The 12,913-nt window shown below is 62.8% G+C and carries 11 protein-coding genes and 5 tRNA genes; 5 read left to right on the top strand and 11 right to left on the bottom strand.

The annotated features are described in order from the left end of the window. The first annotated feature begins 418 nt into the window (after positions 1-418). Complete coding sequence (gene aceA, locus PQR42_RS12190; protein ID WP_132373901.1) at positions 419-1,723, top strand: isocitrate lyase; 1,305 nt, start codon at positions 419-421, stop codon at positions 1,721-1,723. Between the two features lie 238 nt (positions 1,724-1,961). On the opposite strand, the gene PQR42_RS12185 is transcribed toward aceA, so the two are convergent. Beyond that, positions 1,962-2,396 carry a universal stress protein gene (locus tag PQR42_RS12185; protein WP_091793288.1) on the bottom strand — a complete coding sequence of 145 codons (435 nt, stop codon included), beginning with the start codon at positions 2,394-2,396 and terminating at the stop codon, positions 1,962-1,964. Between the two features lie 219 nt (positions 2,397-2,615). Continuing rightward, a complete protein-coding gene (locus PQR42_RS12180) occupies positions 2,616-3,518 on the bottom strand; it encodes a LysR family transcriptional regulator (RefSeq protein WP_012433481.1) in 903 nt (300 codons plus the stop codon). A 151-nt stretch (positions 3,519-3,669) separates the two neighbouring features. On the opposite strand from PQR42_RS12180, the gene PQR42_RS12175 reads away from it, so the two are divergent. Both PQR42_RS12175 and aceB read left to right on the top strand, forming a co-directional pair. After that, positions 3,670-4,485: a haloacid dehalogenase type II gene (locus PQR42_RS12175; RefSeq protein ID WP_408384602.1), complete on the top strand. Its 816-nt coding sequence runs from the start codon at positions 3,670-3,672 to the stop codon at positions 4,483-4,485. Positions 4,486-4,571: 86 nt separating this feature from the next. Beyond that, complete coding sequence (gene aceB, locus PQR42_RS12170) at positions 4,572-6,182, top strand: malate synthase A (RefSeq protein WP_408384604.1); 1,611 nt, start codon at positions 4,572-4,574, stop codon at positions 6,180-6,182. Between the two features lie 195 nt (positions 6,183-6,377). Here aceB and PQR42_RS12165 read toward each other — a convergent pair whose 3' ends face one another. Continuing rightward, entirely contained in the window at positions 6,378-6,779 is a 402-nt protein-coding gene (locus tag PQR42_RS12165) for a gamma-glutamylcyclotransferase family protein (RefSeq protein ID WP_408203853.1), read from the bottom strand. A gap of 77 nt (positions 6,780-6,856) precedes the next feature. Next, positions 6,857-7,351, bottom strand: a complete 495-nt coding sequence (gene rraA, locus PQR42_RS12160) for a ribonuclease E activity regulator RraA (RefSeq protein WP_408203851.1) — start codon at positions 7,349-7,351, stop codon at positions 6,857-6,859. Between the two features lie 175 nt (positions 7,352-7,526). Here rraA and PQR42_RS12155 point away from each other — a divergent pair, with 175 nt between their 5' ends. Then, entirely contained in the window at positions 7,527-8,426 is a 900-nt protein-coding gene (locus PQR42_RS12155) for an AraC family transcriptional regulator (RefSeq protein ID WP_408203849.1), read from the top strand. A gap of 178 nt (positions 8,427-8,604) precedes the next feature. On the opposite strand, the gene PQR42_RS12150 is transcribed toward PQR42_RS12155, so the two are convergent. The 7 genes from PQR42_RS12150 to gltX all read right to left on the bottom strand — a co-directional run bounded on the left by PQR42_RS12150 (position 8,605) and on the right by gltX (position 11,529). Next, on the bottom strand, positions 8,605-9,069 hold the full coding sequence (locus PQR42_RS12150; protein ID WP_012433487.1) for a GNAT family N-acetyltransferase: 465 nt from the start codon (positions 9,067-9,069) through the stop codon (positions 8,605-8,607). A gap of 154 nt (positions 9,070-9,223) precedes the next feature. Continuing rightward, positions 9,224-9,300, bottom strand: a tRNA-Asp gene (locus PQR42_RS12145). A 79-nt stretch (positions 9,301-9,379) separates the two neighbouring features. Next, positions 9,380-9,455, bottom strand: a tRNA-Glu gene (locus PQR42_RS12140). 61 nt (positions 9,456-9,516) lie between these two features. Further along, a tRNA-Asp gene (locus tag PQR42_RS12135) sits at positions 9,517-9,593 on the bottom strand. 97 nt (positions 9,594-9,690) lie between these two features. After that, a tRNA-Glu gene (locus PQR42_RS12130) sits at positions 9,691-9,766 on the bottom strand. A gap of 155 nt (positions 9,767-9,921) precedes the next feature. Further along, positions 9,922-9,997: transfer RNA gene (locus tag PQR42_RS12125), tRNA-Ala, on the bottom strand. 122 nt (positions 9,998-10,119) lie between these two features. After that, the gene (gltX, locus tag PQR42_RS12120; protein ID WP_408493639.1) at positions 10,120-11,529 is read right to left on the bottom strand and encodes a glutamate--tRNA ligase; all 1,410 of its coding nucleotides are present in this window, start codon (positions 11,527-11,529) and stop codon (positions 10,120-10,122) included. A 405-nt stretch (positions 11,530-11,934) separates the two neighbouring features. On the opposite strand from gltX, the gene PQR42_RS12115 reads away from it, so the two are divergent. After that, positions 11,935-12,882 (top strand): patatin-like phospholipase family protein, encoded by a 948-nt coding sequence (locus PQR42_RS12115; protein ID WP_408384611.1) that lies wholly within the window; start codon positions 11,935-11,937, stop codon positions 12,880-12,882. Positions 12,883-12,913: the final 31 nt, after the last annotated feature.

Here is a 12,913-nt window from a genome sequence, read left to right as displayed (position 1 = left end):
TTGCAGCGCCCAGGCGGTACTGCGCAGTCAGCTTGAAAAAAGACCCGAACGGCTTCTCGCCGTTCATCAGTCGAAAGAAACCGGTGCTCATGCGCCGGTTTTTTTTCGTCCGTACTTCGGCGCGCCCCAAATTTCACGATGTGGAAAATTTTTTTGCGTCGTAAAAAATCGTGCTGCACGGCACAAGACAGCCTATTGCAAGATGGGAAAAGTCGTTTCTTAATGCGAAACGAGTGACGTAATTCATTGATTTTAAACACAAACAAATAATCCAAAAAGGCTCCTAGGCGACTATTGCGCGACCATCGATTTGCCTAGACTCTTATATAAGACTTCACGAAACGAAACGCCCCAACCGGCCGGCCGCTTCGACGAAGAAAAGAGTCACCCATCCATACAGGCAACCAAGGAGCACACCATGTCCCGTCAAGAACAAGCCAAGCAACTCCAACAGCAATGGGAAACCGATCCGCGCTGGAAAGGCGTGAAGCGCAGCTACACGGCGGAAGACGTGATCCGCCTGCGCGGCTCGGTGCAAGTCGAGCACACGCTCGCCAAGCGCGGCGCGGAAAAGCTGTGGGAAAGCGTGAACAACGAGCCGTTCGTCAACTCGCTCGGCGCGCTGACCGGCAATCAGGCCATGCAACAGGTCAAGGCCGGCCTGAAGGCGATCTATCTGTCGGGCTGGCAAGTGGCGGGCGACGCGAACGTCGCCGGCGAAATGTACCCGGACCAGTCGCTGTATCCGGCGAACTCGGTGCCGCTCGTCGTGAAGCGCATCAACAACACGCTGACGCGCGCTGACCAGATCCAATGGTCGGAAGGCAAGAATCCGGGCGACGAAGGCTACGTGGACTACTTCCAGCCGATCGTGGCGGACGCGGAAGCCGGCTTCGGCGGCGTGCTGAACGCGTTCGAACTGATGAAGGCGATGATCGAAGCGGGCGCCGCGGGCGTGCACTTCGAAGATCAGCTCGCGTCCGTCAAGAAGTGCGGCCACATGGGCGGCAAGGTGCTCGTGCCGACCCGTGAAAACATCGCCAAACTGACAGCCGCGCGTCTGGCCGCCGACGTCTCCGGCACGCCGACCGTGCTGCTGGCGCGTACCGATGCGGAAGCCGCTGATCTGATCACGTCGGATATCGACGAAAACGACAAGCCGTTCCTGACCGGCGAGCGCACGGTGGAAGGTTTCTACCGCACGAAGCCGGGTCTCGAGCAGGCGATCTCGCGTGGCCTCGCCTACGCGCCGTACGCCGACATGATCTGGTGCGAAACCGGCAAGCCGGACCTCGAGTTCGCGAAGAAATTCGCCGACGCGATCCACAAGGAGTACCCGGATCAACTGCTGTCGTACAACTGCTCGCCGTCGTTCAACTGGAAGAAGAACCTGGACGACGCGACGATCGCCAAGTTCCAGCGCGAACTCGGCGCGATGGGCTACAAGTTCCAGTTCATCACGCTGGCCGGCTTCCACGCGCTGAACTACTCGATGTTCAACCTCGCGCACGGCTATGCCCGCAACCAGATGACGGCCTTCGTCGAAATGCAGCAGGCCGAATTCGCTGCGGCCGAAAAGGGCTTCACCGCTGTCAAGCATCAGCGCGAAGTCGGCACCGGCTACTTCGACGCCGTGACGCAAACGGTCGAACGCGATGCTTCGACGACCGCGCTGCACGGCTCGACGGAAGACGAACAGTTCTTCGACAAGAAGGTCGCGTAAGCAACCCCGCGGTCTGATCGCAGGAACAGGGCGGACAGACGAAAAGCGGCTCCGTCAGGGAGCCGCCGTCACAGGGAGGAGCAAGGCCGTAGGAGCTTGAACCGAGCAGCGCCGACGGCCGGCAGCTTGAAGTGGAACTTGGGAGAGATCGCAGCAGCAAGAAAGCCAGCACAACGCATTGTGCGGCGAACACAGCGCGCGCCGGCCTCACCGCCGGCGCGTTTTTTTTAGACTTGATTCAGCGATACACGATCACCGGAATCTTCGTATGCGTGAGCACCCGCTGCGTTTCGCTGCCGATCAGCAGGCTGCCCAGACCGCGGCGGCCATGCGAGGCCATGAAGATCACGTCGCAGCCGCCCTGCTCCGCCGCTTCGATGATGCCGAGATATGGCGCCGGATGCACGCTGGTCCGGCTGTCGACCGTGACGCCGACACGGCGCGCCGCCATTTCCACCTCGCGCAGATGCACGCGCGCTTCGCGCTCGCTGCGCTGCAGGAATTCGGAGGGCGGTTCGACCACCACGTCGGAGAACGGCGAGTACGGGTATTGCGGCAGGCACGCGTAGGCGGTCACGCGCGCATTGACGGCTTGCGCGAGATCAATGGCGCCGTCGATTGCCTTGCGAGACAGGTCAGAACCGTCGGTCGGAACCAGGATGTGCCTGAACATGATGCCCTCCGTCGCCGGCTGCGCGCAGCGCGGCCTCAGCGTCCAACGAGGCTCGGCGTGCAAGCCGCCTCCATCGATTGTAGGTCGCGGAATTGAGCGTATGAATCTGTTGAGGGTCTGTCCGCATATCGGAAACCCCTTGTTCGCGGCGGCGGGGCAACCGCCGGGCAAGCGCGCGCGGCGCCGGTCGCCGTCGGCCGCCGCAGTTAGCCCCGGCAGTTAGCCCCAGTAATCAGGGTGCCCATACGTATGCTTGAGAAAGTCCAGAAACAGCCTCACCCGCAGCGGCAAATGACGGCGCTGTGGAAACACCGCGTGAATCCCAATGGGCGGCGCGGCGAATTCGTCGAGCACGCTGACGAGCCGCCCGGCCGCGATGTCCGTGCCGACCTCCCACCACGAGCGCCACGCGAGACCGTAGCCTTCGAGACACCACTCGTGCAGCACCGCGCCATCCGAGCATTCCATCGTGCCGGACACCTTGATCGAGACGACCTTGTCGCCCTGCTGGAACATCCAGCCGCGTTGCTGGTTGGCGCTCGCGCCGAGCGCGAGACAGTTGTGATGCGCGAGATCGGCAAGGCTGTGCGGCGCGCCGCGCCGGCTCAGATACGACGGCGACGCCACGCACACACGGCGGTTCTCGCCGAGCTTGAGCGACACCAACGACGAATCCGGCAACTCGCCAAGACGCACCGCGCAATCGAAACCTTCGTTAACCAGATCGACGAGGCGGTCGGACAGGTCGAGCGTGATCGACACGTCCGGATGCGCGACCGTGAAGGCCGGCACCAGCGGCGCGACGTGCCGGCGTCCGAAGCCGGCCGGCGCGGAGAGCCGCAAATGGCCGCTCGCCTTGACGCCGCCCGCCGACACGCTGGCTTCGGCGTTTTGCATGTCGTGAATGATGCGCTGGCAGTCTTCGAGAAAGGCCGAGCCTTCGAAGGTCAGCGTGATCTTGCGCGTGGTGCGCACCAGCAATTTGACGCCGAGGCGCTCTTCGAGTGCGTCGATGCGGCGGCCGATGATGGCCGGCGCGACGCCTTCGGCCGAAGCTGCGGCAGACAGGCTGCCTTTGGCCGCGACGGTCACGAAAGTCTCGATCTGCTTGAAACGGTCCATAGGCGGTTGGCGCCGCGCCTTCGCGGGAAAGTGGTCGGTGCGCGTCAGATTAGGTGGATGAAAGTAAAAGATCAAGTGATGTTTAGCCTCTTTTTTAGCGCATAGCATCACTAATACAATCCGTCCTGACCTCTGATAGGAGCGCACGGCAATGTCGGCCACAACGACACTCTCCCCTAAAGCAGTGATTTTCGACGCGTACGGCACGCTTTTCGACGTGCATTCGGTGATCGCTGCCGCGGAGCAGATGTTCCCCGGCCACGGCGATGCGCTCTCGCAGTTGTGGCGCCAGAAACAGATCGAATACACGCAGTTGCGCACGCTCGCCGATGCGGCGGACGCACCCGGCGCGCATTACCGGCCGTTCTGGGACATCACGCTCGACGCGTTGCGCTTCGCCACGAAAAAACTTCAGCTCACGCTGGGCCGCACGGCCGAGAAGCGTCTGATGGACGAATACGCTTGTCTGTCCGCCTTCCCCGATGCCGTGCCCGCGCTGCGTCAGTTGCGCGACGTATCGCCGAATTCAGCGGCGCTTACGGGCGGCGAATCCGCCTCGCGTCCGCTTCTCGCGATTCTCTCGAACGGCAACCCGCAAATGCTCGACATCGCCGTGAAGAGCGCCGGCATGACGCGCCTGTTCGATCACGTTCTATCCGTCGACGCCGTGCGCGCCTACAAACCCTCGCCCGCCGCCTACGCGCTCGGCACGCAAGCCTTCGACGCGCTGCCGCGCGAGATCGTCTTCGTGTCGTCGAACGGTTGGGACGTGGCGGGCGCGACGTGGTTCGGCTTCACCACTTTCTGGCTCAACCGGCAAAACGCCCCGGTCGAAGAACTGGGCGTCACGCCGCATGGCGCGGGCGGAGGCATGGCCGATCTGCTCGCTTTTCTGAAGACCCCCGCGTCGCCCGGCCGCAGCAGCGGCGCCGGCGGCAGCCGCACGCGCCACAGCCTTGGCGCGTGACGGCTACCACTGGATAACGCGACGTACATCAACCGCATTTTCAACATTTGCATCGTTGCAATCTGACCGACCAAGGAGAAGAAAACATGGCGAACCCGCAGTCATCGCACGCATCATTGCAGTTGCCGCAGGGCATGGAAATCACGGCTGAGATCAAGCCGGGCTATGACGCGATTCTGACGCGCGAAGCGCTTGAACTCGTCGCCGCGCTGCATCGCACGTTCGAGCCGCGCCGTCAGCAGTTGTTGCAGGCGCGTGTGGAACGCACCAAACGTTTGGATGCCGGTGAGCGCCCCGACTTCCTCGCCGAAACAAAAAGCGTGCGTGAAGGCGACTGGACCATCGCGCCGCTGCCGCAGGATCTGCAATGCCGCCGCGTGGAAATCACCGGCCCGGTCGAGCGCAAGATGATCATCAACGCGCTGAATTCGGGCGCGGATTCGTACATGACCGACTTCGAAGATTCGAATGCGCCGAGCTGGGACAACCAGATCACCGGCCATATCAATCTGAAGGACGCGGTGCGCCGCACGATTTCGCTGGAACAGAACGGCAAGTCGTACACGCTGAACGACAAGGTCGCCACGCTGATCGTGCGTCCGCGCGGCTGGCATCTGGATGAGAAGCACGTGAAGGTGGACGGCAAGCGCGTGTCGGGCGGGATCTTCGACTTCGCGCTCTTCATGGTGCACAACGCGAAGGAACTGGTCGCGCGCGGCTCGGGCCCGTACTTCTATCTGCCGAAGATGGAGAGCCATCTCGAAGCGCGTCTGTGGAACGACATTTTCGTCGCCGCGCAGGAAGCGGTCGGCGTGCCGCGCGGCACGATTCGCGCGACAGTGCTGATCGAAACGATCGTCGCCGCCTTCGAAATGGACGAGATCCTGTACGAGCTGCGCGAACATAGCTCGGGCCTGAACGCCGGGCGTTGGGACTACATCTTCTCGGCGATCAAGAAGTTCAAGGCCGACCGTGACTTCTGTCTGGCCGACCGCTCGCAGATCACCATGACGGCGCCGTTCATGCGCGCCTACGCGCTGCTGTTGCTGAAGACCTGCCATCGCCGCAATGCGCCGGCGATCGGCGGCATGAGCGCGCTGATCCCGATCAAGAACGATCCGGCCGCGAACGAGAAGGCGATGGGCGGCGTGCGCTCGGACAAGGCGCGCGATGCCGGCGACGGCTACGACGGCGGCTGGGTCGCGCATCCGGGCCTCGTGCCGATCGCGATGGAAGAGTTCGTCAAGGTGCTCGGCGACAAGCCGAACCAGATCGGCAAGCAACGCGACGACGTGCTCGTCACGGCCACCGACCTGACGGACTTCCGTCCGGAAGCGCCGATCACCGAAGGCGGTCTGCGCAACAACATCAACGTCGGCATTCACTACCTGGGCGCGTGGCTCGCGGGCAATGGCTGCGTGCCGATTCACAACCTGATGGAAGACGCCGCCACCGCGGAAATCTCGCGCTCGCAGGTGTGGCAATGGATTCGCTCGCCGAAGGGCAAGCTCGAAGACGGCCGCAAGGTGACGGCCGAGCTGGTGCGCGAGTTGTCGGCGCAGGAGCTCGGCAAGGTGAAGGCGGCCGTGGGCGGCGACACCAAGCCGTATGAGCGCGCCGCGCAGATCTTCGAAGAGATGTCGACGTCGGAGCAGTTCACCGACTTCCTCACGCTGCCGCTGTACGAGGAAATCTGAGGCCAGCGTCGGGCCTCATGGATGCATCGGGCGCGCTCCGGTGCGTTGACAAAGGACGACGCAGTAGCAAGCCCGCTTTCGCGTGTCACATGCAGCGCGAAAGTGGCTTGAGTCGCAAGGCTGACCGACCGGACGGCCCGACAGGCTTATGCTTGCCGGGCCGTTTTTTTTGCGCGCGTGCCGTGGCGAACTCAGTCAGCGCGTGCTGCGGTACTCGATCCAGTCGCCCGATCTGATTTCCGGCAAGCCCTTCACCGCATTCGGCGCAACCGGATAAAAGCGGCAGTTCACGACGTTGCCGTCGACTTTCACCATCACTTCACGCGCGAGGAAACGATCCTCGACGCCTGGATAGACAGCCTCGATTTCGTCGAGCACCGCGACGAGTTCGTCGTCGATCTCATAGACGTCGCCGATTACGTCGACGCCGGCTTCGTCGACCACGAGGCCCGGATACGAGCCGAAATCGAACAGATGGCCACGGACCGTGGCCGTGCCGAGCAGATTGGGCGCGGCGATCTCGTTGCGCGCCGCGGCGTGGCGGATGTCGTTCACTTCACCGGCGCGCAATGTGCCGTATACAAAGACGGTCTGCATCGTCGTTTGCTCTCCTTGAATTAGGGTTTGGGTGGCTTCTATTCTGGCTCTGTTCGAGCTTAGGTCGCGGCTGCGGTTCAGTTGAGCGCCGCGCTCGCCACGAGCACGCCGTCGATATCCGCGTAGATCCATTCACCAGGACGCACCAGCGCGCCGGGCAATTGCACCGTTACGTCGCGCTCGCCGGTGCCGAGTTTCTGGCCGCGCCGCGGAGAGGTTGTCAAAGCCGCAATGCCGACGTTGACCTCGTTGAGTTCCAGCGCATCGCGCACGCAGCCGTTCAGGACAATGCCCGCCCAACCGTTCTGTTCCGCGATCTGCGCGAGGTTGCCGCCCACCAGCGCGCAGCGCAGGCTGCCGCCGCCGTCGACCACCAGCACACGGCCCGCGCCCTTCTCCTCCAGCGTGGCCCGCACGAGTGCGTTGTCCTCGAAGACCTTCAGCGTCACCGCTTCGCCGCTGAAACACTCGGCACGGCTGAACAGGTGAAACACCGGCTCAAGCACGCGCAACGTGCCGAGCGCCAGTTGATCCTCGTGCGCGTCGCACAAGTCCGCGGTAGCAAAACTCATGGCGTTCTCCTTCGGTCCGGGCAATCGGGACATTATGCAACGCCGGCTCTTGCGCAACACCTACAATGAGAATCCCGCGGCGGTTTGCCGTAGCGGGCTTTGCGTTGCGGTGCTTTCGGATGACTTTCGAGGTCCGCGCTTGCCGCGGTCCGTTACCGGGATCGATCTTCACACCATGACTTCATCCGCCGACTCCAACCTGTCGAGCCTCGTACGCTTCGCCGATATTCCGCCCGAGTTCCAGCCGAACGAAACGCATCCGATCCGCGTGCGCTCGCGGCAGATGCCCTCGGGCTGGCGCATCGCGCGTCACACGCATGCGTGGGCGCAGGTGGCCTACGCGTCGCGCGGCGTGCTGCGGGTCGCGACGACCGGCACGACGTGGATGGTGCCGCCATCGCGGGCAATCTGGGTGCCACCGCATGTGACGCACGAAGTGGTCGCCGTCGAAGACGCGTTTCTGCGCACGCTCTACATCACCGAAAGTACCGTGCCGGCCGGGCTCGATACGCCGCGCGTGGTCGAAGTCTCGGATCTGCTGCGCGAAGTGATTGCCGCGCTCGACACGCCGGGCATCTCGGCCACGCGTGAGCAGTTGCTGGGTGCCCTCGCACTCGACGAACTGACTCGCTCGGAGCCGCTGCCGCTCTCCGTGCCGATGCCCAATGAAAAGCGTCTGCGCGCGTTGTGCGAGGCGGTGATCGCGGACCCGACGCATGGCGAGTCGCTCGAACAATGGGCGTCCAGCGTGGGCGCGAGCACGCGCACCATCGCGCGGCTGTTTCGTCAGGAACTGGGGGTGAGTTTTTCGCAATGGCGCCAGCAGGCGATTCTGGCGCGCGCGATTCCGCTATTGAGCCAGGGACGGCCGCTTTCACATGTCGCGTTGGAACTGGGCTATCAAAGTCAGAGCGCGTTTTCCGCGATGTTCCGCCGTGCGTTCGGCGAAAGTCCGCGCGCGTTTATCGAGCGTGGCTCGGAACATCGGGCGGGGCATGGGGAGCATGGCGACACGGAGATGGACGACGAGACGGCGCGAGATCGCGCGGATGCAGAGAGCGATGCCGGACGCTGAGTCTGCGCCTGAAATTTCGGTGTCAAACGCGCGCTTTAGACGCGGTGCGCCTAACTCGGCGCGCTAATCCCTGCGTGCCAATCACTCGCGCTTCAGATCGCACGCGTCAAACCCGACGCTTCAAAGCCAGCGTGCCAAACACCAGCGCCGCAGACCTTGCTTGTCAAACACAGCCGCATCAAACCCGTCGCGCCAGATGACGGATCGCGCCGAGCTGCGCAAGACGCGGCCCGGCGAGCTTATAGCCTTTGCGCTGATAGAGCCGGGCGGCGGGATTGTCGACGAACACCCGCAGTTGCAACTCGCGCAGGCCGCGCTCGCGCGCCCATTGATGCGAAACATCGAGCAGATACGTGCCGGCGCCGAGCCGGCGATGGCCTTCGGCAATCTGCACGTCGCGGATATGCAGCGAATCGCCCTCTTGCGTGATGCGCAACACGCCGATCGGTGTGCCGTCCATTTCGAGAATGAAATTCTCCGACTCGCGCCAGCTACCGAGAAACAGATCGCCGCGCCAGACGAGATGGTGGCGACGGTAGTAACCGCCCATATTGTTGCGAGTCAGCGCCTCGGCGAACTCGAAATCGTCCATGCTGGCCTTGCGCAGATGAAACGGTAACGGAGCTTCGGTTGGATCGAACATGGCGAGGCGACAAGGGAGAGTCGGGTCAACGGTAAAACAGGCCGCGCGCGCTGGCAATGGCTGTTTGTCCCGAGCATACCCAGGCGCGCTGGACAGCGGAATAAAAAACGGAATAAAAAAAGCCCACTTCTTTCGAAGTGGGCTTTCTCAAATCTGGCGGAGCGGACGGGACTCGAACCCGCGACCCCCGGCGTGACAGGCCGGTATTCTAACCAACTGAACTACCGCTCCAGATTTTTGCATCGCGTTCATGAGCCAGGCTCATTCACTGCTGCACCATTCAATTTCCAACCGAACGACGCCGATGTGCTGGCGTCCCCTAGGGGATTCGAACCCCTGTACTCACCGTGAAAGGGTGATGTCCTAGGCCTCTAGACGAAGGGGACAACGTACTGCTTACACCTTTAATGAAAAAGCCCGTTCAAGTTCGTATGAACGGGCTTTGTCTGGCGGAGCGGACGGGACTCGAACCCGCGACCCCCGGCGTGACAGGCCGGTATTCTAACCAACTGAACTACCGCTCCAGTTTGCCTATCAATGACTTGCGAGCGTTGGCTTTCTCTCTGCAAGCTGCGCTGCTTACTACTCGAATAAATCGAACACTAAAGCGACGCTGATGTTTGGCGTCCCCTAGGGGATTCGAACCCCTGTACTCACCGTGAAAGGGTGATGTCCTAGGCCTCTAGACGAAGGGGACATAATCTTTTCAGATCTGTCTTTATCTTGCTGCTAACTCACGCTAACTTTTGTTTCGTCAGCAGCAAAGACCGATATTCTAGCTACGTTACAACTGTTTGTGAAGTCTTTTTTGCTACAAGTTCCAGACTTCGGAACAACTTCACTCTGCTCTGATGGTGGAGGTAAGCGGGATCGAACCGCTGACCTCTTGCATGCCATGCAAGCGCTCTCCCAGCTGAGCTATACCCCCCTTGCAGAACAGAAACGAGATTCTAGAGGCCAATTTGCGCTTTGTAAATACCCTTTGAGCAATTGCATGCGACTTTTTTCACAAGTCGCATGCAAACCCTCTCAAGGCTCGCGCGAACGCGCTCAAGCCAGCGCTTTTTCGATACGTCCCACGACAACGTCACGCCCGAACAGCATCAACACGCTGTCGATAGACGGCGTATGCGTGGTGCCCGCCACCAGCAGACGCACCGGCATCGCCAGTTGCGGCATCTTCAGTTTGTGTGCGCCGAGCGTCGCCTTCAATGCGGCGGCGATCGCTTCCTTGGTCCACTCCACCGTCTTGAGCGCGGCGGCCAGATCGGCGAGCGCCGGACGCACTACGTCGGTCACGTGCTGCGCGAGGGACTCGGCATCCGGCGCCGGCGTGCGATAGAACATCGCGGCGTTCTCGGCGATTTCCTTCAGCGTCGATGCACGGTCCTTCAGCAAGCCCACCACGGCCGCCAGATCCGCGCCCTGCGCGAGTGCGGCCTCGTCGATACCCAGTTCGGTGAAGAACGGCTTGGCCAGCCCGGCGAGGCGCTCGTTATCCGTTTCCTTGATGTAGTGCGCATTCAGCCAGTTCAGCTTGTCGTGGTCGTACTGCGCCGGGGACTTGCCCAGATGCTCCAGATCGAACCACTCGACGAACTGCTCGCGCGAGAAGATTTCCGCGTCGCCATGCGACCAGCCGAGGCGCGCCAGATAGTTGACCACCGCTTCCGGCAGGAAACCGGCGTCGCGATAACCCATCACGCTCATCGCGCCGTGGCGTTTGCTCATCTTCTCGCCCTGCTCGTTCAGCACGGTCGGCAAGTGCGCGTAGACCGGCGGCTCGCCGCCGAGCGCGCGCAGGATGTTGATCTGCCGCGGCGTGTTGTTGACGTGATCGTCGCCGCGAATCACGTGCGTGATACGCATGTCCAGATCGTCCACCACCACGCAGAAGTTGTAGGTCGGCGTGCCGTCCGGACGCGCGATCACGAGGTCGTCGAGCTCTTCGTTCGAGATCTCGATGCGGCCTTTCACGGCGTCGTCCCATGCCACCACGCCGGTCAGCGGGTTACGGAAGCGCAGCACCGGCTGCACGCCGGCCGGCGGCTCCGGCAGAACCTTGCCCGGCTCCGGACGCCACGTGCCGTCATAGCGCGGCTTTTCACCGGCTTCGCGTTGACGCTCGCGCAGCGCGTCGAGTTCTTCCGTCGACATGTAGCAGGGGTACACCAGCCCCGCGTCCTGCATCTGCTTGAGCACTTCGCGGTAACGGTCCATGCGCTGCATCTGGTAGAACGGGCCTTCGTCGAAATCGAGGCCGAGCCACGCCATGCCTTCGATAATGGCGTCGACGGATTCGCTGGTGGAACGCTCGACGTCGGTGTCCTCGATCCGCAGCACGAAGGTCCCTTTCATCTTGCGCGCGAACGCCCACGGATAAAGCGCGGAGCGAATGTTGCCGAGGTGGATGAAGCCGGTGGGACTCGGTGCGAAACGGGTACGAACGGAGGTGGTCATTAGCGGTTACTCGGAAGACAGGCGCCGGCGCCCGGGCGGACATCGCCCGTGAAGCGCGGCAGCGGAGCGCGCCCATTCGGCAAAACAGTGCCGTGCATGGGCACGAAGGAATTAAATGCGAGAGGCGAATTATACCTTCGAGAAGCGTATTGCCTGCCCTCGTCCGAACGGCCAGGTGCGGCGTGCATGCCGCGCCGCACGGCGCCCGAGGGCTTCCTCTGCAACGTTTCATTACCACGCCGCCGCGCGCGTGAGGCTTTGCTTTATGATGTGCGCGCGCTGCGGCCGGAGATAGATCCGCAGCGCATGGCATCGCCGCCGGCGATACCGCCCGTCTGACTATCCGCCTGATCGCGGCCACCGCCGACGCCAACTGCGTTGCCCGCGCCGTTGCTGGAGAACTCGTTGAAGCCCTCATCGCCTAGCCTCGCCCGCCGCAACTTTTCATTGGCCGCCGCCTCCGCGGTGCTGGCCGCCTGCACCACGACCGGCGGCAAAACCGACAGCACGCCCGTCGCCATCACGCCTGTTACGACCACGCCGCCGCTCGACAAACCGCAGCGGCCGCTGCGCGTTGCGCTCGCGCTAGGCGGCGGCGCCGCGCGCGGCTTCGCGCACATTGGCGTAATCAAGGGACTTGAGGCGCGCAATATCCAGGTCGATCTGGTGGCCGGCACCAGCGCCGGCTCGGTGGTGGGCGCGCTGTACGCGTCGGGCATGAATGGCTTTGCGCTGAACAAGCTCGCCCTGACCATGGACGAAGCGTCGATCAGCGACTGGGCCATGCCGTTTCGCACCCGCGGCTTCCTGCAAGGCGTCGCCCTGCAGAACTACCTGAATACGACGCTCAATAACCGTCCGATCGAGAAGATGGCCAAGCCGCTCGGCGTGGTCGCCACCGACCTCAGAACCGGCCAGCCGATCCTGTTCCAGCGCGGCAACACCGGCATCGCGGTGCGCGCATCGTGCAGCGTGCCGTCGATTTTCGAGCCGGTGAAGATTGGCGGCCATGAGTATGTGGACGGCGGCCTGGTGAGCCCGGTGCCGGCGTCGTTCGCGCGCAAGATGGGCGCGGATTTCGTGATCGCCGTGGATATCTCGCAGCGTCCGGAAAGCGGCTTGACGGCCAGTTCATTCGACGTGCTGATGCAGACCTTCACGATCATGGGCCAGACGATCAAGGCCTATGAACTCGACAAATACGCCGACGTCGTGATCCGGCCGAATCTGGCCGCCATGAGCGGCAGTGATTTCTCGCAACGCAACGCCGCGATTCTGGCCGGCGAGGAAGCGGTGGCGAAGATGATGCCGGAGTTGCAACGCAAGCTGGCGGCGAGCCGCGCTGCGGCGTAAGCGGTCCTTGAAGCGGCCTCATCGGCCGGTC

The sequence above is a fragment of the Paraburkholderia sediminicola genome (genome assembly GCF_046027355.1).
Lineage (GTDB): Bacteria > Pseudomonadota > Gammaproteobacteria > Burkholderiales > Burkholderiaceae > Paraburkholderia > Paraburkholderia sediminicola_B.
This window is presented reverse-complemented; position numbering and strand designations above follow the sequence as displayed.

What these genes read in the sequence shown, in the direction of transcription:
- PQR42_RS12155 (WP_408203849.1), top strand. Translation starts at nt 7,527, where the DNA reads ATGACTTCATCCGCCGACTCCAACCTGTCGAGCCTCGTACGCTTCGCC.
- PQR42_RS12165 (WP_408203853.1), bottom strand. Translation starts at nt 6,779, where the DNA reads ATGCAGACCGTCTTTGTATACGGCACATTGCGCGCCGGTGAAGTGAAC.
- gltX (WP_408493639.1), bottom strand. Translation starts at nt 11,529, where the DNA reads ATGACCACCTCCGTTCGTACCCGTTTCGCACCGAGTCCCACCGGCTTC.
- PQR42_RS12180 (WP_012433481.1), bottom strand. Translation starts at nt 3,518, where the DNA reads ATGGACCGTTTCAAGCAGATCGAGACTTTCGTGACCGTCGCGGCCAAA.
- aceB (WP_408384604.1), top strand. Translation starts at nt 4,572, where the DNA reads ATGGCGAACCCGCAGTCATCGCACGCATCATTGCAGTTGCCGCAGGGC.
- PQR42_RS12150 (WP_012433487.1), bottom strand. Translation starts at nt 9,069, where the DNA reads ATGTTCGATCCAACCGAAGCTCCGTTACCGTTTCATCTGCGCAAGGCC.
- PQR42_RS12175 (WP_408384602.1), top strand. Translation starts at nt 3,670, where the DNA reads ATGTCGGCCACAACGACACTCTCCCCTAAAGCAGTGATTTTCGACGCG.
- aceA (WP_132373901.1), top strand. Translation starts at nt 419, where the DNA reads ATGTCCCGTCAAGAACAAGCCAAGCAACTCCAACAGCAATGGGAAACC.
- rraA (WP_408203851.1), bottom strand. Translation starts at nt 7,351, where the DNA reads ATGAGTTTTGCTACCGCGGACTTGTGCGACGCGCACGAGGATCAACTG.
- PQR42_RS12185 (WP_091793288.1), bottom strand. Translation starts at nt 2,396, where the DNA reads ATGTTCAGGCACATCCTGGTTCCGACCGACGGTTCTGACCTGTCTCGC.